General features: G+C 62.9%; 12 protein-coding genes. 4 read left to right on the forward strand and 8 right to left on the reverse strand.

Annotated features, from left to right (window positions below; translation table 11 throughout):
* Window position 1: 1 nt before the first annotated feature.
* Entirely contained in the window at window positions 2-355 is a 354-nt protein-coding gene (locus CDV44_RS14400; RefSeq protein WP_087688597.1) for a RidA family protein, read from the reverse strand.
* Window positions 356-553: 198 nt separating this feature from the next.
* Between CDV44_RS14400 and CDV44_RS14405 the strand changes: the two genes are divergently transcribed.
* Window positions 554-1,195, forward strand: coding sequence for a helix-turn-helix domain-containing protein (locus CDV44_RS14405; RefSeq protein WP_087688598.1), 642 nt, complete (start codon window positions 554-556; stop codon window positions 1,193-1,195).
* 8 nt (window positions 1,196-1,203) lie between these two features.
* Here the strand turns inward: CDV44_RS14405 and CDV44_RS14410 are convergent, their stop codons facing one another.
* Together CDV44_RS14410 and CDV44_RS14415 are read right to left on the reverse strand one after the other, a co-directional pair.
* Window positions 1,204-1,542: a hypothetical protein gene (locus tag CDV44_RS14410; RefSeq protein ID WP_141118737.1), complete on the reverse strand. Its 339-nt coding sequence runs from the start codon at window positions 1,540-1,542 to the stop codon at window positions 1,204-1,206.
* A gap of 5 nt (window positions 1,543-1,547) precedes the next feature.
* A complete protein-coding gene (locus CDV44_RS14415; RefSeq protein ID WP_212677112.1) occupies window positions 1,548-2,591 on the reverse strand; it encodes an alcohol dehydrogenase catalytic domain-containing protein in 1,044 nt (347 codons plus the stop codon).
* 127 nt (window positions 2,592-2,718) lie between these two features.
* Between CDV44_RS14415 and CDV44_RS14420 the strand changes: the two genes are divergently transcribed.
* Complete coding sequence (locus CDV44_RS14420) at window positions 2,719-3,624, forward strand: LysR family transcriptional regulator (protein WP_087688600.1); 906 nt, start codon at window positions 2,719-2,721, stop codon at window positions 3,622-3,624.
* 59 nt (window positions 3,625-3,683) lie between these two features.
* Here CDV44_RS14420 and CDV44_RS14425 read toward each other — a convergent pair whose 3' ends face one another.
* From CDV44_RS14425 to CDV44_RS14435, 3 genes are read right to left on the reverse strand one after another with little or no spacing between them, the layout of a single operon-like run.
* On the reverse strand, window positions 3,684-4,688 hold the full coding sequence (locus CDV44_RS14425; RefSeq protein WP_170935985.1) for a GTP-binding protein: 1,005 nt from the start codon (window positions 4,686-4,688) through the stop codon (window positions 3,684-3,686).
* Complete coding sequence (locus CDV44_RS14430; RefSeq protein ID WP_087688602.1) at window positions 4,658-5,005, reverse strand: hypothetical protein; 348 nt, start codon at window positions 5,003-5,005, stop codon at window positions 4,658-4,660. Before CDV44_RS14430 ends, CDV44_RS14425 begins: the two co-directional genes overlap by 31 nt.
* A 1-nt stretch (window position 5,006) precedes the next feature.
* Entirely contained in the window at window positions 5,007-5,780 is a 774-nt protein-coding gene (locus tag CDV44_RS14435; RefSeq protein ID WP_170935986.1) for a GntR family transcriptional regulator, read from the reverse strand.
* 115 nt (window positions 5,781-5,895) lie between these two features.
* Here CDV44_RS14435 and CDV44_RS14440 point away from each other — a divergent pair, with 115 nt between their 5' ends.
* Window positions 5,896-7,293 carry a dihydroorotase family protein gene (locus tag CDV44_RS14440; RefSeq protein WP_087688604.1) on the forward strand — a complete coding sequence of 466 codons (1,398 nt, stop codon included), beginning with the start codon at window positions 5,896-5,898 and terminating at the stop codon, window positions 7,291-7,293.
* A gap of 88 nt (window positions 7,294-7,381) precedes the next feature.
* Window positions 7,382-8,848 (forward strand): MFS transporter, encoded by a 1,467-nt coding sequence (locus CDV44_RS14445; RefSeq protein ID WP_087688605.1) that lies wholly within the window; start codon window positions 7,382-7,384, stop codon window positions 8,846-8,848.
* 65 nt (window positions 8,849-8,913) lie between these two features.
* On the opposite strand, the gene CDV44_RS14450 is transcribed toward CDV44_RS14445, so the two are convergent.
* A complete protein-coding gene (locus tag CDV44_RS14450) occupies window positions 8,914-9,333 on the reverse strand; it encodes a hypothetical protein (protein ID WP_141118738.1) in 420 nt (139 codons plus the stop codon).
* Between the two features lie 479 nt (window positions 9,334-9,812).
* Complete coding sequence (locus tag CDV44_RS14455; protein ID WP_087688607.1) at window positions 9,813-22,076, reverse strand: filamentous haemagglutinin family protein; 12,264 nt, start codon at window positions 22,074-22,076, stop codon at window positions 9,813-9,815.
* Window positions 22,077-22,171: the final 95 nt, after the last annotated feature.

Consider the following 22,171-nt stretch of genomic DNA (forward strand, 5'->3'; position numbering starts at 1 on the left):
GCTAGGCCAACGCCGTCACGGCAATTTCCACGTCGAAACCCGCTCGCATCAGTGGCGACTGAACGCACGCGCGCGCGGGTGCATTTCCTTCAGGAATCCAGACATCCCATATGCGGTTGAATTCATCGAAATAACGCGCATCGGAAAGCCAGATATTCGCCGTGAGAAGATGGGTTTTGTCCACGCCTGCCGACGCGAGTAGCGCATCGATTTGCTTCAGGACTTCGATCGTTTGCTCGGTAATCGTGGCGTGCTCCGTCATCGGCACCTGACCGGCCAGATAGACAACACCACCAGCAACGACCACCTGGCTCATACGGGCATTCGTTTGCAAACGCGTGATTTCTTTCTTCATTGTTGGACTCGGAAAAAAGTGACGATGCGGTGAATGACGATGCGGCCGTCAACGCCGACGCAAAGTGTCTGTGGCTATTCCGGTTATCATATATGAGAATTTTAATTCTCGTATACGAGAAAACACTGAGAGATCGACACCATCAGCTATGCAGGGCCGGTTCGCATCGCCGGGTCACGCGTGGCCTATGTCAGCCCTATGACGCCATCGACACGAAAGAAGCCCGCTTCGGCAGGCAAACAGAAACGCAGCGATAGCCAAGTCAGTCACGAAACCGTGGGTGCACGATTGCGAAATGCGCGCAAGGCGAACGGGCTGACACTCAAGGCGTTGAGCGAGCGCTCCGGCGTTGCGGTATCGACGATCTCGAAGGCAGAGCGCGGCGACATTGCCCTCACCTACGATAAGTTTGGCGCACTGGCATCGGCCCTTGGTCTGGATTACGCCACCCTCTTCGGGCAAGGCAACATCGAACCCGCCGAAGGGATCCGCCCATGCTTCACCGAAGCGGGAAAGCAGGCCATATACGAAACACCCAACTATCGCTACGGCATGATCGCCTCGGATCTTGCCCACAAACGCATGGTGCCGATGCGCGCCCACATTCGAGCGCGCAAGCTGGAAGATTTTCCCGATTACATTCGCCACGAGGGCGAAGAGTTTGTTTTTGTTTTATCGGGCAGCTTGCTTTTGCAGTTTGAAAATGGCAGCGAATTCCGTCTGGCGCCGGGAGATAGTCTGTATTTCGACAGTGGCGTGGGGCATGTCTATCTGAGCGAGCACGATGGCGGCGTGGACGCCGTCGTCTGCTGCGTGGATGTGAATCGCGCGGGCGCATGAGCGAGACATCACTCCTCTTCCGCAATATCCCAATACCGGTCATTCCAGAATACGTAGTAGGAGTGTCCGGCATCCAGTGTGTAGGTCTTGATGCGCCCGCTCCTCGTCCCGTTGTCGGTGGATATCGATGCCGTGAATGTTCTGCATCCGGGGTCACCGATGTTCATTCGCTGACCCGGCTGCAAGGTAATTTCATTCGACCCGGATTTTCCGGATCGGTCGCGGCACTCCACGACGAAGCTCACTCGCGTATCCGGATCGTTTCGAATCGAAAAATCTGCCGCGAAAGCAAGCGTCGGCAGCACCGACACGGCGGCGCAACACAAGGGAGCCGACAGGATTTTCATGGCGCTCATCCTTGATCGCTATGGATTGCCGATGGCGTGAATACGCCGCGAAAGCGCATCTTCCCCGTCGCGAGACGGTCGTACGCTTCAGTCGCCTGCTCAAGCGCAAACGTCTCGACGATGGGCTTCACTTTTCCGTTGGCGGCGAGATCGAGTACCTCGCTCAAATATCGCAATCCCCCATGCGTGGCGCCGACGACTCGTTGGCGCATCATGTGGAATGGCTTGCCCGCGGACGAGATCGAGAATGGCCGGCTGAAATCCAATCCGCAAAGCACGACGCGACCGTCAACACGTAAGCCCACCATGGCTTCCTCTGCCGAGCCGAAATCGTTGGAGGTCACCAGCAGCACATCTGCCCCGCCGATATCGCGAAGCTCCGCGCCGTTGGCAACGACGTGTTGCGCGCCCAACTGTGTTGCCAACGCGTGTTTGTCCGCCGAATGTGTGATCGCAATCGTCTCGAACCCGCACGCGCTCGACAACTGCAAGGCCACGTGCCCTAAGCCACCAATGCCCAGCACAGCGACTTTTTCATGCGGTTGCGGCGCGGCATCTCTGAGCCCGCTCCACGTGGTGTAGCCGGCGCACATCATCGGCGCAGCATCCACGTAGGCCAGCGCATCGGGTAACAGTACGGTCCCTTCCGCGGCCACGGCGATGTATTCCGCGTGCCCGCCTTGGGACGCGAAGCCGGTGGTGCGCGGTGCATCGCAATTCATCGCCGTTTGCCCGGACAGCGGGCGATTCTCCCGGCAATACGGACAGCGGCCGCACGCGGACTGCACCCACGTCGTGCCGATTCGGTCACCGACGCGTCGCGTGTGTACACCGGCGCCCACTTCGACGATCTCGCCAACGACTTCGTGACCCGGCGTCTGCGGGTAGATGTCGCCGCCATAACCTTGCGTCGACCACACATCGGTGTAGCACATCCCCGAGGCGTGAACCTTGACCAACACCTGCCCCGGCTCCGCCTTCGGGACCGGAACTTCCCACAGCTCCCATGGCCGATTGGCCCCCGTCATCACGACTGCCTTCATCTTCATTGCTGGCTCCTTGTTCGACCTGAATTGCGGCGAGTGGTCGGCGGTCGGTGATTACGTAGCGCCGAGAAACCAGCCCAGTCTAAAAAGGACGCATTATTATTACAATCTCGCCAATCTTGATACAAACATGAGCACTGTTCATCAATTGAGAAGCGCCGACATCTTCTCGCTCAACGTGTTTCTGGCGGTAGCCACGCACCTCAGTTTTCGGACGGCGTCGATCGAACTGGACATCACGCCGTCGGCGGTCAGTCACTCGGTGAAAAACCTCGAGCAACGGCTCGGGGTTCGCTTGTTCCATCGCACCACGCGCAGTGTGTCGCTGACGGACGCCGGCGCGCGCCTCGCCGACAAACTTCGCCCGGCGATTTTCTCGGTGGCAGAGGCGATGCAGAGCGTCGAAGGGCTGCGCGACGAACCGAGCGGAACGGTACGTATCAACGCGAGTGAGGGGGCGATCGATATGGTGTTGAAGCCGGTGCTCGCACGCTTTCTGCGCGAGTATCCGAAGATGCATCTCGATATCGTGACGGACGGAAAACTCAGCGACATCGTCGCGGGCGGTTTCGATGCCGGCATCCGGCTTACCGAAGCGGTGCCGCAGGACATGGTGGCCGTTCAGGTGTCGGGGCCGGTCACGTTTGCGGTCGTCGGGTCTCCGGCGTATTTCGCTTCGCATGGCCGCCCCAAAGTGCCGCAAGACCTCTATCGGCACGACTGCATTCGCTTTCGCTTCGATAGCGGCGCCATCTACCGATGGGAGTTCGAGCGCAAGGGCGTTGTGGAAACGGTGAACGTCACCGGCCCGCTCACGCTGAACCATCAGCCGCTCATGGTGAGCGCAGCGCTCGACGGCATCGGCATCGCTTTTGTACCGGATCACCTCGCCGAACACGCACTGGCCGATGGCCGTCTCGAGCGCGTACTTGCCGATTGGTGCCCGGTCATGCCCGGGCTGTGTCTCTACTATCCGAGTCGGCGGCACGTGGCGAGTGGCCTGCGTGCGCTCATCGACATGATGCGTATTTCCTGAAATGGGTCGGGGCCGCCAACGCCGGACGCGCATCAGGTTTCGGCGACCACCCCGCGTCGTTACTGCATCGTCAGCGCACTAAAACCCGGGTCGATCAGCCGGGCATCGGCAAACCGGTGCAGCGATTCGAGGATGCGCGATTTATCGAGTCCGTCAGTAATGAACACCAGCCGCGATGTCGACGATTCACCTTCGACTCGTGGCAAATGGCTGGGCGGATAGACGCGATGACGCACGCCCTGCACCACCAGTTGCCCGGGTGTCGAGCGTATCGACAACACGGATTTGAAGCGCAGAATGCGGTCGCCGTGACGGTTGAGCAGCGCGGTGAGCCAGACCGAAAAGGTGGCCCAATCCAGCGACGCGTCGAGCGCGGTAGAAAAGCTCTGCACCGAACTCGTGTGCACATGCGCGCCCGTCTGACGTGCAGGGACGACCTCACCGATGGCCGTGGCTTGTCCCGGTGCAAACAGCCGATCGGGCACTTCGCTGGTCATGATGGCACAGGCCGGATTGACGGCACGCACGGCGTCGACGAGCGTGCTCAAGTGGCTCTCGTCGAGTAAATCGGTCTTGGTGAGTGCGACGCGATCGGCCGCGGCAAGTTGCGCCGCCGCTTCGGGAAATCGCGCCAGCGACTCAATCCCTTCCAAGGCGTCGAACGTCGTGATACACGCGCCGACGCGCAGGTATTCGTCGAGGTTCTCGTCGGACAGCACCGTCCCCAAGATGGGGCCCGGGTCGGCCAGACCGCTGGTCTCGATGATGATGCGTTCCAGTTCGGGCAGTTCACCGCGCGCACGACGGGTCAGCACGTTCAGCAGCGTCTCGCGCAGGTCGTCGAGTACCGTGCAGCACAGGCAACCGTTGGCGATGGTCGCAATCTCCGAATTGAGGTGCAACGTCAGGCGGTCGTCGATCGACTCGCGCCCGAACTCGTTGATGATGACCAACGTCGAGGCGGGCGGCCGTTGCGCCAGAAAACGCTTGAGCAGTGTGGTTTTGCCACTGCCGAGAAAGCCCGTGACGATATTCAGTTCGAGACGCGGTACGAGTCTGACCATGACGATTGCGCGACCGTGAAGTCGCCCTCCAGAGGATCGATGAGGGTGTGGCCCAGATGCTCGGCAACACGCCATAACGACGACAAGTCGGAAGCCAGCTGACGGCGGCCGCTGGCGTCTTCCACGCTGTACGATTCGCCGTCCCAGTCTTCGGCTTTCAAGCCGTGCGGGCGCAGAATTCGGTTGATCAGCCGCAGCCGGCGAGCGCGCTCGCTGCGATTCTCCAGAATGCCGGCGGCAACGGAGTGCTGGCCCATCGGGTCGGCGGCGTCCGTCCAATGCTCACTCACGCCAAAGACGGCGCACACTTCGCACATTTCAGATCCCTCCGGTAAGCCCCGGTACATTCGCCAGCGTGCCCACGGCCATGCTGCCCAGCGCACTCAGCGAGATGTACTCGGTCACGCGTTTGCGCGCGAGATTGGTGTGGGAGGCAGCGAGCTGGTCCGCCCGCTCGGCGTCCCGCACACGAATGGCGTCCAGAATCTCGCGGTGCTCTTCCAGAATCCTGTTCAGATGCGCCTGCCGGGCCTCTTGCGTCGGGAAGGTCTCGTAGCTCATCGCCAGCCGCGCGATCCGCAAATTTTCGGTGAGCAGATTGGCGTAGATCTTGGCGAGCACCCGATTGCCGCAGGCGTTACCGATGGCCAGATGCAACTCCCAGTTGCCATCGATCATGCCGTTGACGTCTTCCTTCTCATGCGCTTGCTCGAACGCGACGACCAGTGCCTCGATGCGAACCAGATCGGCGGGCGTACGCCGTAGCGCCGCCAGTCGTGTGGTGGCGCGTTGCGTCAACTCGAACGCCTCCAGATGCTCCTGCAACTGCGGGATGTCCATCGACGAAACGCGCGCCCCCCGATTCGGCAGCAACGAGATCAGCCCCTCTGCGGCCAGACGAATCATCGCTTCGCGCAGCGGCGTGCGTGAAATGCCCAGTTCATCGACAAGCGCCTGCTCGTCGATGTCGTCGCCGGGATGCATTTCGAGCGAGACGATGCGATCGCGCAGCAACTGATAGGCCTTGGAAGCCCCGGAACCCTTGACGTGTTTGGTCGCCGCGTCTTGAGCGGCCTCTGCTTTCTTGCGCATGGTGAGACGGGAAGTGATCGATTGGCCGCCAGTGTAGCGAACAATCCCCACTTGACACAATATTTTTATACACAAACAATTTGTTGTGTATTTACTGTGTATTTTGGAGATTGAGATGAACGAACAACCCATGGACCTGGTGATCAGGCGCGGCCGAGTGCACACGCCAGAGGGGTTCTCGACACTGAACATCGGCATACGGGGCGGGAAAATCGTGGCGTTGACGGACGACGCGAACACGCCCCCGGCGCTGCGAACCATCGACGCGAATGGTCTGGATGTGCTGCCGGGACTGTGGCACGTGCATTGCCACTTTCGCGAGCCGGGGCACACGTATAAAGAGGATTTCACGTCGGGCACGACGGCTGCGGCAGCCGGCGGGATTACGTTCTGCATCGACATGACGAACAACGATCCGCACCCGACGACGCTCGAGTCGTTCATGCTCAAGCGCGAAACCATCGCGCCGAAAGCGCTGGTCGACTATGCGTTGTACGGCGGAGGTCTGTATCCGAAGACGGTCGAGGCGCTGGCCGAGGCCGGGGCAATTGGCATCAAGGTGTTCAACACCCGGCACGTGAAAGAGGTGTATCCGTACATTTCCGAGTTGGGCGTGGTCGATCACGGCATCCTGCATGAACTGTACGAAGCGGTCGCCGACAAGGGGCTGATCTGTGCCGTACATCACGACGACAGCGAGTGGTGCAAACGCCTGACGTTTCGCGATTACATCAATCCGGGGAAGACCAGCAATCGTGACTACATGGAGGCGTACGAGCGCGGTTACATGTATGGCCACGGCATGGCGGCGGGCTTGGCGGCGTCGATTTATTACGCGCGGCTGACCGGTGTTCGTCTGCACGTTCTGCACATGGGGGTGATGCCGCCGGGGGCGAACGAACTGGTGAGACAGGCAAAGGCGCAGGGGCAGGACATCTCCGGCGAGATGGAGTCTGCGACGCTGTTCATGACGCGTGCGCAAGCGGAGAAGGTGGGGCCGGGTGCCTATGCGTGGGCGTACGCGCCGGAGAGCCATTGGGCGGCGGTTCGCGACGGCACGGCCGACATGCTGGTCGGCGAGCATGCGCCTCACACACTCGAAGAGATCACACCGGGCTGGCAGGACAACTTCTCGGTCCCGCTGGGCATTACGGGGGCGCAGGAATTCATTCCGCTGGTGCTCAATGCCGTGAACGAAGGAAAGTTGACGCTTCAGGATGTCGCGCGCCTTTGTGCCGAAGCGCCGGCCAAACGCTTTGGCCAGTACCCGAAGAAAGGCCGCATCCAGTGTGGCGCCGACGCCGATTTCACCATCGTCGACATGGCGCAAGCGCAAACGTTTACCGTTGCCGACATGCACACGAAAGCCGGGTACACCGCGTGGGAAGGCATTCGTACGACGGGTATGCCGGTCTACACCATCGTGCGCGGCGAGACGGTCATGGACCACGGCAAGATTGTCGGCACGCCGGGGCATGGCCAATTTCACCCGGGCACTGGCGCATCGGCCTGACACGAATCGACGTGACGCGAATCGACGCAGCGATTCCCCATGACAACGGTGCCGGCGCGCAGGCCGGCACCCACAGACAGACCAGAACATGACGACTTCTCAATTCGACGCTCGCCAGACCGGCGATGCCGGCCGGATCTCCGGTAGCGGTGCTGCCCCGGGCTCCGCCACTTCGGTGCCGACGCATTCGGTACTGACTCAGCAGGACATTGCCCGGCGGCTCGACCGCTTGCCGGTGTCGCGCTTTCATCTGACGGTGCTTGTCGTTGCAGCGCTCTCGTTGTTTTTCGATACGCTCGACACCGTCATCACCGGCTTCGTGCTGGCCACGTTGCGGCCGCTGTGGGGTTTCGACGCCGCGACGATCGGCGTGATTTCCGCCATTGGGCTAGGCGGCTATCTCGTGGGGTCCGCGATGGCCGGTTTCGCGGCCGACCGGTTCGGGCGCAAACGGATGATCATGCTCACGCTGGTGCTGTATTCGCTGTTTTCCGCATCGCGTGGGCTGGCGAACGACGTGTGGTCGTTTGCGGCGCTGAACTTCTTTACGTGGTTGTTCGTGGGTGCGGAGAGCTCGATCGTCCCGGCGTATCTGGCCGAACTCTGGCCGACGCGCGTGCGCGGCAAATTAGGCGGCTGGATGATGGGCTTCTTTGCGTTGGGCATTGCAGTGTCGCCGCTCTGGGCATTGAACATCATTCCGCATTGGGGCTGGCGCGCTGCTCTGTTCCTGACGCTGCCGTTTGCCGTCGTCGTCGGCCTGATGCGCTCGGGTCTGCCCGAGTCGCCACGCTGGTTGTTGCTTCGCGGACGAGCGGCCGAAGCCGAGGCCGTGCTCGCGTCGATCGAGCAACGTGTCGGGCGGAAGTTGCCCGAGGATGCGGAGGTGACACCCGCTGCGTCCACCGTTGCCGCCAAGCCGGCCAAGGTCTGGCGTGCCCGGGATTTGCTGAGCCCGCGCTTTCGCAAGGTGACACTGATGTTGTGGGCGGCGTGGTTTGCCGAATACGGCGTGCTCTATACGTTCATGACCTTCGTGCCGACGCTGCTTGCCATGGAGGGCTTCAGCATCGTCAAGTCGTTCGAGTTCTCCATTGCGATCTACGCATCGGTGATCCCGGGGTATGTGTTCGGCGGCTACGTGGTCGATTGGCTCGACCGCAAGCCTACGGCCATTCTCGCCTTCATCGGCACTGCTATTTTCGGCACGTTGTTCGGATTGTCGACGACATCGGGGGCGCTCATGGCGTTCGGCGGACTGACGGCATTCTGCCTCGCCCTTGGCTCGACAGCGATCTACAGCTACACGCCGGAGCTGTATCCGACGGAGATTCGTGCGACGGGGATGGGGCTGGCGTCAGCTTGGGGGCGAGCCGGAGCGATTCTGTTGCTGCTGGTCTTCGGCGTGTTCGCCGTGCTCAAAGGCAAACTGTTCGTGTTCATCATCAGCGACGTCATCCTGCTGGTGGCAGCGATTTGCATCGCGCTTTACGGCCCGTCGACCAAAGGAAGGTCGCTGGAAGATGCATCGACCGGGGCGTTGCCGGAGAGATGATAGTCAGGGTTGCGAGGGCGAAACGCCTCGCAACCCTTTCTGCTTCGTGTCGTGATGCAGACGAATTAACGCGTCGTCATGCCGGGAGGCGGCTGAACACGTTGAATTGTGTTTACCGTCACACCCGCGATGGTGGCAATGCCGTTGGCCACATCCGAGCCGACGTTCTGTGCGACCAAATCGATCCCGTTGATACTGCTGCGCGCCGAGTCTTCAACCGTATAGGTCTTTCCCGACACGTCCACTCGGGCTTTAATGCGATCGCTTTCCCCGAGAACGCCGAGCAACACGCGCGCGGCAGCCGAGCGGGCGTTGTACTCCTGTACCGTGACCTTTACCGGGACGCCAGCCGGCGACACCACCATCCCGTTCTTTTCGGCTTGTGTTTTGAACGCTTGAATCATGCCCGCCTTCACCTCGTCAGCGATGTCGAGACCATTCGATTCAATGGTCGGCACCGCCACCCCCTGCTTCAACGACGCCACAAGCGCCGGGTCGGCCGAGCGGACGAGATCGGGATTCGACGTTGACGCGCACCCCGTAAGTGCAAGCAGCAGACTGACAATCGCGACGTTAGAGAGATTACGAACCTTCATGTTATTGATTATTCTGGTCGATTAAATTTGTATTACTTAACAACCGGAAGCCGCCGACGTATGGGACGTGAGACTCCACACACCGGCTTTCCCCGCAACGCAGCTCGCGCGCCGACTGATGCTGAATGTCAGCAGTACGCACGATCCGCAGCGCGCTCCGGATTCTCAGCCAGCAAGAACTGGCTCAGACAGAGCTTTACGGAAGGACATCGACATTTCTTTAATCGAAAGGACCAGATTTTCTCCGAAACTTAGCCGCTCGCGCTTGCCCACGCGGCTCAGAATAAAGTCGAGGCGGCGCACCACCGCACAGACCGGCTTAAACAGCACCGCCTGTGTTGGATGACGGCGCCGGGGCCTCATACCACTCAATGCGTGTTCAGCGCCCGACGCTCCTCATCGGTCAGCCGCGCGAGTTGACGCGGATCGAGACGACTCCCGCTGCCGACCAGTTGCAGAAGACTCGACCGGTCGTAACCAAGCGTGCCCTGTACGCGAGATCCGGCAGGCGTGTCACTGCCCCCGGTGCCGTCGGTAGCGCCGCCCCCGGTGCTCAACATCCGCACCGAGAAGATCGACGGTGTGTTCTGGCGTTGCGCGACACGCTCGCGCGCCATGGCATCCTGCGCGGCCGACGCTGCCTGCGCCGCCGTCGCGCTCGCATTGGTGAGCGCACCGACGTTGACGGCCGCCACAATCGGCAAGCCCGTCGACTTGCCCTGCACCTGCACGTTGGCGGCATTCACGACCGCGAGCGCAGCGAAGTTGACGTTCCCCGACACGCGCACGCCCGCCTCCCCTGCATCGATCGTGCCCAGCGGTGCCACGAGGTCGACGTCACCCGGCGGCACTTCCGGCAACGGTGCGAGCGTGGCAATGCCGGCTCCGCTCGACGGCACCGAGGGCGACAACGTCACGTTGCCACTGTCGTCGTACACGCGCTTGGGCGGTGTGTAGAGCACCGTTGTCTTCGCGCCGCGGCCGGCGTTGATGTCGCCCTGCGCCGACCACGCCTGAATGCTGCCGCCGAAGGTCGTCAGCACCCGTGACAGCCCGAGCAGAATGCTGTCGCGGCTGTAGAACTGAATATCGCCATCGCCCTGCGTGACGACACCCGCCACCGCGCCCGGTGTCACGCCTTCCACACCGACGAGCGTGCGCCCGCCCGGATTAAGCATCTGGATATCACCGCCGAAGTTGGTGCGTACCGTGGCGTCGGTCGTCACGGGCACGGGCTTGCCGTTGACCGTCGTCGATCCGGTGACGCTGCTAAACAGCGTGATCGCACCGTTGTAGTTCACTGCATTGCCCTGCGCATCGCTCGTGGGGAACAGCGTGGCGATGGCCTCGCGGCCGCGCAGATAGCTGCCGTAGCGCGGACTCGACGTGTCGTTGTACTCGCGACCACCCAACAGCAATTCCTTGAAATAGACCTGACGCACGAACACGCCTTGCTGGGTCTGCGGCAACGCGAGGAAGTAAGCCAGCGCGTCCGATGCCTTGCCATCGTAGCCAAATCGGCTTTTGAGCCATGCCAGCAGTTCATCGCCGTAGGCGTGAACCACCTTGCCGCTGTCGGCCAGCGGTGAGCCGCTCGCCAATTGATTGACCGGGTCGAAATAAAGCCGTGCGAAGCGCGAGTAGTCCGGGCCATTGGCCCCGACGCCAGCCAGCACGGAAATCCCCGCGCCGCCGTTTGTATTGGATGGATGCGTGACGTCGCCGATGCTTTGCAACTGACCGTAGAAGCCCTGATACACGTTGCGCCCGGCCTGAATCTGTAGCAATCCCGGCCCGACGATGCTCGCCGATTGATAGATGATGTCGCGCCCCGCCTTCATCATCGAGACGTCGCTGTCTGACTGATTCAGGAAGGTGCTCGGCAACGTGCCGGTGCCCACGATGTCGCGTCCCGCGATCACCTCGAACGGCTTCGCGGCGACAAACCACTGCGCATGGCTCGGCGTAAATCCACTCGACCCGACCCGAAAAACCGAGTTGGAAAGGCCGATCTGCAAGTCATCGATGTCGATACCTGCGTAGATCCGGGCCGGCGTCGCATCCTGCGCATGCAGACTGCCGGACGGATAATCCTCGCCGAACGCGAGCGGGCTGTTGTCGTTGAGACGCATCGCAGCGTTCACGCTGGCATTTGTCCGGGTGTTGGGATTGAAGCCCCGCATCGTCGAAAAGAGCGGATGACCCGGTGTTGCCACGCTCGCCATATCGGCACCCGACATGGCAATCGACGAGCCGCCACCGTAGATCGAGCCGGCCGCAAGCACCTGAAGCTGTCCGATCGGCGACGGCATCAACTCGATCGTCTGCCCTTCGCTAAAGCGCACGTCGCCGTTCAGCGCCGCAGCGCTCAGGCTCCCAGGGTAAAAGCCCGTGGAGTTCTGCAACTCGCCGCCACCGCCGCCCGAGAGCGGCGCAACATCGCCGCCCGCCGATAACAGGCGAATGCCGGTCGACGGCGTCCAGAGGGTGTGCTTCGTGAAGCCCCCTTTCGTGACCGACGCAGAGGCGCCCGTTCCGGATGTCGTGAAATAGCCGCCCCCCACATCGGTGAAGACCGCCATCCCGGGGTCACTCGCGCCGGCAAGCACCAGATCGCCTCGCGACACGACGCTCGCCGAGCCATCTCCGGTCACCAACGTCGGTCCTGGCGCGCGCGAGGTCAGCTTGATCGCATTGGGATCGAAGGCGCGCGGGTCATAGGTGGTCCAGGAAACGCCCCCCGATTGCGTGACGATGGCACCGACCGCGCCGGCCTCGACCGAGGTATCGCCACGCAACGCCGTCAACGAACCGAAATAGTCCCGCCGGAAGGTGCTGACGGCCACCGGATCGGCGTCGTTGAGCCGCCCCCCGACTTTCAGCGTGATGTCACCGCCGCCGGTCTGCACGAGTGTGCCGTCGGCAAGCACGCGCCCGGTCGATGCCACGGCCAGATCCAGACCGTTCGACGTCAACCCTCCCGGTGCGGCAGACGCCACCCCGGCGTCGCGCCCGGCGATGACGGTCAGGTTGCCGCCGCCAAGCGTCCCGATACCCTGGAAGCCGATCAGTTGCAGACCGTTCGCGTTAGGGTCCGTCTTCGCGAGCGAGCCGAAGTTGATCGACCACGCAGCCGGGTCCGTCGTCACACCCCCGCCGCCCTGCCGGTTGAGCCAATTGCCCACCAGATTGCTGTTCACATAACGCAGCGGATTGTTGGTCAACTGGATGTTGCCGCGCACGTCTTGCTGCGCTGTGAGCAACACGTCGCCGCCATGCTCCGGAAACCACGCCTGTAAGAGATTGCCCGTTCCCGCACCGGGCAAGTTGTACGCGTTGCGCCCGTCGGCCGACAGGATCGAGGCCGATTGCGTGCCCGCGGTGTAGACGCCATACGGCGTGGTCTCGTTGAAGCTGCCACCGGCGAGCAGATCGAGATTACCCGTGCCGGTGCGCAGCACGCTGAAAAATGTGCCCGTCTGCGACGGGTCGTAGACGCTGTCGCTCAAGGTGAGATTGCCGGCGCCGCCAAGCGCTGTCACTGACTGCAATGCGCGCTGATCGGCGCCGGCCAAATCGGCCCCCGCCACCAGCCGCAACGACGCAGAGCGGGTCCCGGGCGCCAGCAGGCTCGCACGCGCCGACGTGGCGGCAGCGGCGGGCGAACCCGGGTCCGTTTGCAGCGACAGACTGGCCGCCGAAGGGGTTTCCGAGCCCACCGGCACGTACAGGCGGGTCAACGTCGTGCCGAAAGGAATGACCGTGCCCGAGGCATAGGTCGTGCCATTCGCCGACATCGGCCGGAACGGGAGCGGAAGGGCGACCCCGGTGTTGAGCGTCGGCACGACCCAGCCGGCCGGGTTACTCACGACCATCTGGTTGCCGGCGATCATGCGCCAGAGAATGACACCCTGCTTGACGAAGTGCGCCGTGTCAGTCGAGAACGTGCTCGGCGTGATGGTCGAGAATACCGGCGAACCCGCGCGGGTCGCGGTGAACCCGTCGGAGATGCTGCCACCGATCTTCAGATTGCCGGCAGCGCGAAAGATCAGTGCCATCGGCTCCCCCGCACCATACGTCGCCGAATTCGGATCGCGATCTGCGCCCGCCCCGTAGCGGTACTTCGCGAGATCGATGTCGCCGGACGTCGCGAGATCGCCCAACGACGCAATCTGCCCCCCCGGACGAAGATGGTAGGTGTTGCCGTAGGCAGCCAGGCCAGCGGTTCGCGCGCCCAGCGCCGCATTGCCCAACGCCAGATTCATGAAGGTGGTGCTCGCCGCATCGTAGCCGTCGAGCGTCGATTGCGTGACTACGCTGCCCGAAGGCAGCATGTACGTCCACACACCGTTCAGAGCGAGGCTGCCCGCACCGCGAATCGTCAGCGGACCGGCCGCGCTGATCGCGACGTCGCTAGCGGTCTCTGCGGTACGCATGGCGTTCAGGATCACGTCGCCATAATGCTTGCCACCCGGCGTGCTCACGTCGATGGTGGCGCCCGGTGCGAGCGACAGCGTGCCACCTGCGGCCGTGAGTTCGACGTGTCCACGATTCTTCGCCTCGATGGGCGCACCGTAGCTGTCGACTTGCAGCGACGTGCCGTGTGCATCGAGCACGGCGCTGCTGCCGAGCGTCAGTCCGTTGCCCCCCGACAGACGAATGGTGCCCGGCGCTGCGCCAGACGCGTCGATAGTGCCGTTGACCGTCAAGGTGCCGCGATCGGCGGCGATGCCGATGTTGTGCGCGTTGACCCCATCGCCAACGACCAGATCGCCCTGCTTCTGGTCGAAACTACGGGCGTCGAAGAAGCCGCCTTGCGTGAGCAGTGCGTTCAATCCGGCGAAATCCGAAAAGGTGCCTGCGGACGCGCCGAACGCACCACTCGTATAGCCGTCGTTGGCGCTCGCCAGCATCTTGCCGACCAGCGAGACGGTGCCCTTGCTGGCGTCGATGGAGATCGCGCCGGCGTTGGCTTGTTGCGCCGACACGTCGACGACCGATCCGGTCATTTGCCGGACGTCGCCTTGCGCACTATTGAAGCTGGCGGTGCCGCCAAATCCGTAGGCGGTGGCGGTCTGGATCATCGTCGGCTGACCGCGAAGGTCGATCCGGCTATTCCCGTCGAGCACGATGTCGTTCGCGGCATTGACCACGAACTTGCCGCTCGGCAGGCGCACGGTACTGCCGATATTCACGTTGTTGCCGGAAAGATCGATCTCGGCACCCGCAACGCTCGACGTCGCCGCCCCCGGTGTCGCGCCAGCGGGTGCGGCCACGCTCAGTGTGCCGCCCGCCGAGTAGTTCATGATCGACTTTGCCGCACCGGTCAGCACCGGCGTGGTCAGCGTGAGATTGCCCCCTGTACCGCTCTGGCCGAGAACGCTACCCAGTTGCGAACCCGGTGCCTGATAGACGTACAGCGCCCCGCGGCCGGCCGAGACGATCCGTTCGCTCGCCGCGAAATCGACGTTGCCAAAGCCATAGATCGTGCGATTGACGTTCGACGTATCGAGCGTCACGACCTGCCCAAGGTCGATTTCCCGCGCGACGAACCGAAGCGAGCCGTTGCCCATCCCCGGGTCGCCGGCAGCTACCGCCGGTGCGCTGGCGCCGGGTATGCCGTTCCAGGTAATGCGATCAGCGGCGACGATTGCCTGATCGGTCGACGCACCGATACCGAAAATCGCGGCCGAATTGAGGACGAGATCGACACCCGTTCCCCGTGTGTCCAATCCGTTGTTGCCAAATAGATTGAGGGAATTTGCCGTACTCAGCGTCAGACGTTGCAACGCAGGTGCGCCATGCGCCGGATCGCCCTGCAACAGCGTGTTGAGCACCGACTGATTGAACCGCACGCCCGCCGGATTGCCGGCTGCCGCGATCTGCGTCGCATCGCCAACATTGAGCGTGCCGACGGCCAACGCAATATTGCGCGCGCCGAAATGCGCGCTGTTATCGATGTTCGACGCGCCGTTGGTGGCAAGCGCCAGCGTGCCCTCGGCATACAGCCCGGAACCCGCGCCGATGTTGATCGATCCGTTGCTGGCGGTCGATCCCAGGAACTGAATGTCTCCATTGGACAACCCGAGCACCGTCGACGTCCCTGACGAGTACTTCATGCCGGTCGACGCCGTATCAAAGGTGGCAGGCCCACGGCCGACCGTACTCAACGTCACACCGTTACCAATATTGAGGTTGTTGCCGACGAGGTAGATTTCTCCTGCACTGAGCGTCACGCCGTCGCGCACATACAGGTCTGCGGCCCCGGAACTCGGCTGGAAGTAGAAGACACCATTGAGTGGCCCGGCACTTCCGTTGATGTTCAGTCGCGGGGCGCCGATCGCGTTCAGGTCCGCAGCACTCACCGACAGACCATTGAAGCCAGGCGTCACGCCACCGTTTGTGATCTCGCCGATGTTGAGCACGGCGACCTGCCCCGCCACACCGCCGGTCGTGGGCTGGAACAGCGCCTTGCCACCGAACGACAGCACGCTCGTCGCGGGCATCGGGTCCGGCGCATACGGAATGTCGAACAGGAATTGCAGCCCCTTGCCGTCGCGCGGCAGCATGGGCATCAGCCCCCCGAACTGCTGTACCCGGCTCGTCATGAACTCGCTATAGCCCTGCTCGTTGAACTGAGAGTACTTGCGCACCGCCGTGCCCGGTGTGACCAGCACGGTCGACGGTAACTGACTGCGTGTCGATGTGTTCGCGATGCTCGTGTACCCGGAGACGAGGTAGGTGCCGTTGCCGGCAGCGGTCGCCGTGGCCGGCAGATTCTGTCCCGTACCGCCGATCTCGACGCGATAAGCCCCGGGCAGCAGTGCATAGTTGGACGGCAGCAAGGTGTAGGTGCCGGGTGGCAGTCCGGGAACCCCGTCGCCGAGGGTGATGCGCTGACCGATGACCGGATCTCCCGCGCCGTTCTCTGCGGCGACGGGTGCGTAGGCCGACGTGTAGCCCGGCAGGATGGTGTAGACCTTGTCGCTCACGCGACTGAGCTTCATGGTCGGGTTGGCGTTGACCAGTGGCGTGTTGAGCACGTTGACCGACCCGCCACGTCCCGAGACGAATCCCGCGCCGGCGATGGTGCCCCCGCCCGTGAGGTCGAGCACGGCACCGTTGTCGACACGCATCGTCAATCCTTCGAGCGAGATACCCGATCCGCCCGCACTCAACGTGAGTCCCAGCCCGTAGCCGATGAGCGGGGCCAACGCCGCGCCGTTGTACGCGTACGTCACGCCATCCACCGTACCGCCGTAAGGCACGGTCATGCCGTTCATCGACACGGAGGTAAGACTGCCGGGCAAGAACTCGATGTCCTTCGTGTAGACGTTTCCGCCCTGTAATGCCGCGGGTGTCGCCGCGATCATCAACTTACCGAAAGGTGCGCGCAACACGCCCCCCTGGCGAACGTTTGGCGCCGACAGGAAAAGCGTGCCGAAGACTGACAGCGGGGCGTCGGGGATCGTCGCCGTGGTGCGTCCCAACGACAGCGTGCCCGCGTAGTCGTTCACGCGCTGTTGTCCCGCGACAATGCTCGCGACAGCCCCGGTCGTCGGATAAACCTGCGCGGCTTCCAGATCGAAATCCCAGGATGTGATCAGGCTGGTGCCTTGTTGCACGGCGGGCGTCGGCAGGAAACGGATATCGCCCTGACTGACGAGCCGCGTCGTACGGAACCCCGGCGACGAAGTATCGACGTTGACGTAGTTCACCGAGTCGTAATAGCCGGTGCGCGCCGAGAATAGCACCGGGCCTTGCACATCGATCAAGTTGGCGTCGATTTCGAAGGTCGCCGTTGTCGGCCGCCCCGACGCGCCGGGGTTGGTAATCGAGCCGCTGACCACACCGTCTGGCGGCGCGACAACTTTGCCACTGAGCAGGACATACGGCGCCGACAGACGGACGGTGTTGCTGCTCGCTTTCGTGGCAGGGTCGTCGCCCGCCACCAACTTCTCGCCCGACGCGTAAGCGTTGGCATTGAGCTTCAGGCTCTTGTCCATTGCGAGCGACACGTCGCCTCTGAACATCATGTAGTCGCCCGAGGTCAGGGAGAGCGAACTGAAGCCGCCCGCCTTGACCATGTCGACACCGACGGTGGCACGACCCAGCGGCAACGCCGCTACCGGCGAGCCCGGGCCGCTCAGGCTGGGAGCGGACACTCGCGACTGTGTGAGCGTCAGCACACTCGGGACGAGTACGCTTTTCGGTATCGCGTTGGACAGATCGGGGTAGAACGGCGTGAGCATCGAGACCGAAAGATCCCCGCCCGACGCCCCCTGACCACCGGAGAACGCATGGAGATTGCCGTCGAGTTGCAGGCCCCCCATCGAACCGAGCGCAATGGCACCGCCATTGGAAGTGCGCGACATGCGACCGCTTGCGCTCACCGGCTGGCCAGCGACGGTGGCCGTATCGACCGTCACATTGGCGCCATCGGCGTTGAGTTCCGCACCGGGGCGGACGACGACAAACGACGTACCACCGCTCAGACTGATCGTGCCGCCATCGAACACCGTGCCGTAGGTGCGCCCGGACCCGTCGATGGCCGAATAGCCCACGCCCGAGACGTCGAGCTTCGCGTTCGAACCCAGCCAGAGCGAGGTGCCGCGAACGACGCCGTTCTCGTCGAAATTGCGCGAGGCCGAGAAGGCACCGTCGGCGTCGCCAATCAGATTGATCTTGCCTGCCCGTGCGCTGAGTGTGCCGTCGACCGTCATCTGACCGAAGGCGTCGAGCGTAATGTTCTGTCCCGGATCGACCGTCACGGAAGCCCCCGGCGCAACGACGATACTGCCGCCCGCCGGATTGCCTTGTTCATCCTTGCGCAGCGATCGCAGCGCGATGCTCGCGCCTGCGCGCTGCGTGAGCGCGTCGGTCTGCGGACTCTCCACAAATACGGGCGGCGTCCAGAGCGCCATCGCTTTGGACGGATCGCTGCCCGTCACCGCCTTCAGGCTATCCGCCGTGAATCGGTAGACCGGCATGACAGGCGCGAGCGCGACGCCATTGTCGACACGCACCCCCTGTCCGCCATTGATATCGAAGTTGGAAAATCCGGCATTGAAGAGCGAATTCCCGCTGCCCGATGTGCCGGCGTTGAACGTCGGGACCGGTGTGACGGCAATCGTCTTCGTGAGCACCACACCGGCAGGAACGATCGAGCCGACGGTATAGGTCTTCGGCACGGTGAGCACCGAGCCTGCCGTGAAGACGAACTGATATGGATCGACCGGAATGCCGTTCGGAAAGACGTTGGAAGGCACCACCGTCCCCTTCGCGATGACGCCGCTTCCGCCCCATCCCGTGAGGACGGTCCCCTTCGGAATCGTATCCCCAGCGAAAAAGTAAGTGTCTTGATTGTTGATATCCCGGGACTTGAGCAGCAGCCCTTTCGGCACAACCCAATCCGCGAGTGTCGCGCCCACCGGCACGCCTGACATCGCGATATCTGCCAGCGTCGGCGTGTCGTAGACCATCGTCGTATGTTTTTCGACAAGGTCCATCGGCAGCGGCGTACCCGCCGCAATCGTCAGTGTCTGCGCGAGTTTCACCGACACGGCAGCCGGCGTCCCCGCCGCAAGCGTGCCGCCCGCGATACCGGCGTTGTTGCCAATCAGAATACTGTCCGGCGTCGACAGTGTCAGTGTGCCGCCCCCGTTCACCCCGTAGGCCGCGACATTGCCATCGAAGGTCAGCGTGCCGACGCTTCTCCCGACGCCGCCGCCAGCGTCTCCCGCAATGAGCGTGACGTTGCCGCCGGTGCCACCTTGGGTTTTGCCGCCCGTCAGAATTGCGCCACCGGAGGACACGTCGATCAAGCTGCCTCGGCCAATCGTCAGATCTCCCGTGGAATCGAAGGTCACGCTGCCGCCGTTGAGATAGGCGACCTGCGACGTCGAATTCGGATCGAGCGCGGCATTGACCCAGACGCCGCGCGTGCTCACGGTGTACCCGGAGGCCAGCGAGAGGCTTACCGCGCCCGAGGCAGGCAGCAATGCGATCGGGCCAACGTCCCCAGCCCGGAGGAGAAGGTTGGAGATATTGACCGTGCCACCCGGCACGGTGACGTTGGCCATCACATCGATGTTTGGCGCGGCCAGCGCGAGACGACCGCCATTGTCGAGTTGGAGATCCGAGCGAACGGCAATGGCACCGCGCGTCGCGAGATCGATTTCACCAAAACGCGTCTGGTTCATCAGCGCAGCATCGAGCCACACTGTGTTTTTCCGCGTGTCTGCGAGGGCGTCGTTGACACCCATGCCGTCGGTGATGCGGTCAATATCACCGATCACGACATCGGTGGTAAACGCTTCTCTTCGGCCGACGCCCGAGTATTGGCCCAGCGTCAGCGAACCCGAGCGAGCCGCGGCGAACTGGCTGAGCGCATAACCGTCAGTGAGTGCAGCCGGACGTGCCTGCGTCTGCACCGGCCCGGTGTAGACGTTGGCGATCACATCGCCTTCGAGCACAGCGGTCGGTGCCGAAATCGTCAGGCGCCCCGCATCGCGACCTACGGTGTAGCCGTTTTGCAGCACGCGCGTGGGCGCGATGAGCGGATTCGCGTAGGACTCCGTCGTAGTCTTTCCCCAGCGCGGGTGCTCCACCTCGAAGCCGGTGTACACGCCGGTGTAGAGCACGTTCGACGGGGCGGTGTTGACGTTGTAGACCTGACCGTCTGCCCCCTTGAGCCACGATTGGTTCAGATAGCCGGTCTGCACATTGAGCGAGCCGCCCGACAGGTTGATGAACGCGCCCTTTTGCGTCACCACCTCATTGCCACCGATCGTCACCGTGCCGCCCTGCGCGGCCCATTCGCCAATGCCATGCGTTTGATTCGCCAGGTAGCCGCCGACTTCCAGCAGCCCGCCCGGGGTGTACCAACGCTCGTTCGCGTAGCCCCCTAGTGCCGCCGGAACGTAGACCAATCGGCGGCGATCGACATAGACGTTCGCATTGTTCAGTGCCGCGTTATCGCGGTTGCCCGGGGCGTCTCGCTGTTCGTTGCCCTGCACGTTGATCTTGACGTTGTTGCTGTCCATCGACAGCGATACGCCGAGCGCGCCAGACACGTCGAGTCGCGCACCGCTCGTTACAAAGCTGCGACCCGTGGCACTTACGGCGAGTTGGCCGCCGGTGGCAAGCGTGAGCGAGTTGCCCTGAAATTCAACATTTCCACCGCTCACGATTTCGACGCGTGATTGATCTCTCCGATCCGAGAGTCTCGATAGGTTGTCGAACAGTCCGGCGGTCATGCTCGCGCGCAGTACATCCTGCGTGGCGGAGTCCTGAATAAGGGCCGCGCGTTGGCTGTCCAACGCCGTTGCACCGTTGTCGCTGACAAGCACCGACGTGAGCGCCCCGCTGCCCAGCGTCACCTTGCCCAGCGTGTCGCTCGCCGAGTTAAGCAAGTGGATCGTGCCGCGCGTGTTGACGGTCGTGGTCGACACCGCCGTGCCCAGTTGCTGAACGTCGCGGCCCGCCATCGTCACGTCGCCTTCCGGCGCCATCAGCAAGCCCGTATTAACCACTCTGCCTGCCGTGCTCTGCGCGGCGAACTGCGGTGATATCTCGCTGCCACGCGTGGTCGACGGCGTGTTCGCGTCCGTGCCCACGCCCTTGCGAATCACGAAGCTGTCACCGGCGGCCAGCGCCACTTGCCCTTGCGGCGTGACGATCGTCCCGGCGTTGCTGACCTGATTGCCGAGCAACAGTACATAGCCGCCGCCTTGCGTCACGGACGTGGGCGTGCGTGTCGTGATGTTTGCGCCCGCCTGGACTTCGACCTTGCCCAGCGCATCGGTGAATGTCGGCGTCGTGCCGTTCGCCCCATAGAGCCCCGCAGTCTGGAACTGCGCGTCGCTCATTCGCGCCGCCGCGACCACCAGATTGCGCGTATCGACCTGACTGGTACCGCCGAAGATCACCCCGTTGCGATTCAGAATCAGCACGGTGCCATCGCCGTGAATCTGCCCTTGAATCTGACTCGGGCGTGCGCTCGGATCGTTGATGCGGTTGAGCACCGCCCAGTCGCTTTGCTGCGCGAAGTTCACCGACGTATTGCGACCGACGTTGAACGTCTCCCAGTTCAGGATCGCTTTGTTGGCGGTCTGCTGGATGTTGACGTTGGTCTTGCCATTCGCTGTGGTTTGCGTGGGCGCTTGGGCATTGATCCAGCCTTTGGTCAGGCTGTTCGTGTCGACCTGCAGGCCGCCTTCGGTCAGGCCGTCGGGGATCGTGGTGACGCTGTTGGCTGCCGCCGTGCGCGCATTGGCCTGCGCGGCCTGCATCGCCGCAATGTTCTGCGCCGCCGAGCCGAGATTTGCGATCGAGCGTTGAAGTTGCGCGTTCGCTTGCTGCTGCTGTGCCGACGGGTCCATGAGCGACGACACCGGCATGCCGTTGGGCAAGCGCCCCGTCTGCGACGCAGTGGCCTGTGCGGCACCGCGTGAGGCAAACCATGCATTACTGAACGCTTGCTGGGCGTGTGCCGCCCCCATCGTGGTGAGCAACAGCGTGATCGCCTGTGCGACGGGGGCCGCCCTGCGCGAACGGCGCACACGTTCTTTGCCGATTCTGCGACCGCTGCTTCCCATTGCCGTTGCCCCTTGGCGTTCACGCGTGCTCATGCCCGAATCCTCGCTGATAGTTAAGCGTTTCCGGCAAATTCGCCATCGGCGACCCCGTTGCCGGAAACGTGCACATCGCCGCTTTTGGCGTTGTG

This window comes from Pandoraea sp. PE-S2R-1 (genome assembly GCF_002179865.1).
Classification (GTDB): Bacteria; Pseudomonadota; Gammaproteobacteria; order Burkholderiales; family Burkholderiaceae; genus Pandoraea.

Bases quoted from the DNA above. Each gene is read 5' to 3' on its own strand.
- CDV44_RS14415 (WP_212677112.1), bottom strand. From the start codon at position 2,591: ATGAAGATGAAGGCAGTCGTGATGACGGGGGCCAATCGGCCATGGGAG.
- CDV44_RS14445 (WP_087688605.1), top strand. From the start codon at position 7,382: ATGACGACTTCTCAATTCGACGCTCGCCAGACCGGCGATGCCGGCCGG.
- CDV44_RS14435 (WP_170935986.1), bottom strand. From the start codon at position 5,780: ATGCGCAAGAAAGCAGAGGCCGCTCAAGACGCGGCGACCAAACACGTC.
- CDV44_RS14430 (WP_087688602.1), bottom strand. From the start codon at position 5,005: ATGTGCGAAGTGTGCGCCGTCTTTGGCGTGAGTGAGCATTGGACGGAC.
- CDV44_RS14455 (WP_087688607.1), bottom strand. From the start codon at position 22,076: ATGAGCACGCGTGAACGCCAAGGGGCAACGGCAATGGGAAGCAGCGGT.
- CDV44_RS14410 (WP_141118737.1), bottom strand. From the start codon at position 1,542: ATGAAAATCCTGTCGGCTCCCTTGTGTTGCGCCGCCGTGTCGGTGCTG.
- CDV44_RS14440 (WP_087688604.1), top strand. From the start codon at position 5,896: ATGAACGAACAACCCATGGACCTGGTGATCAGGCGCGGCCGAGTGCAC.
- CDV44_RS14405 (WP_087688598.1), top strand. From the start codon at position 554: ATGACGCCATCGACACGAAAGAAGCCCGCTTCGGCAGGCAAACAGAAA.
- CDV44_RS14425 (WP_170935985.1), bottom strand. From the start codon at position 4,688: ATGGTCAGACTCGTACCGCGTCTCGAACTGAATATCGTCACGGGCTTT.
- CDV44_RS14420 (WP_087688600.1), top strand. From the start codon at position 2,719: ATGAGCACTGTTCATCAATTGAGAAGCGCCGACATCTTCTCGCTCAAC.
- CDV44_RS14400 (WP_087688597.1), bottom strand. From the start codon at position 355: ATGAAGAAAGAAATCACGCGTTTGCAAACGAATGCCCGTATGAGCCAG.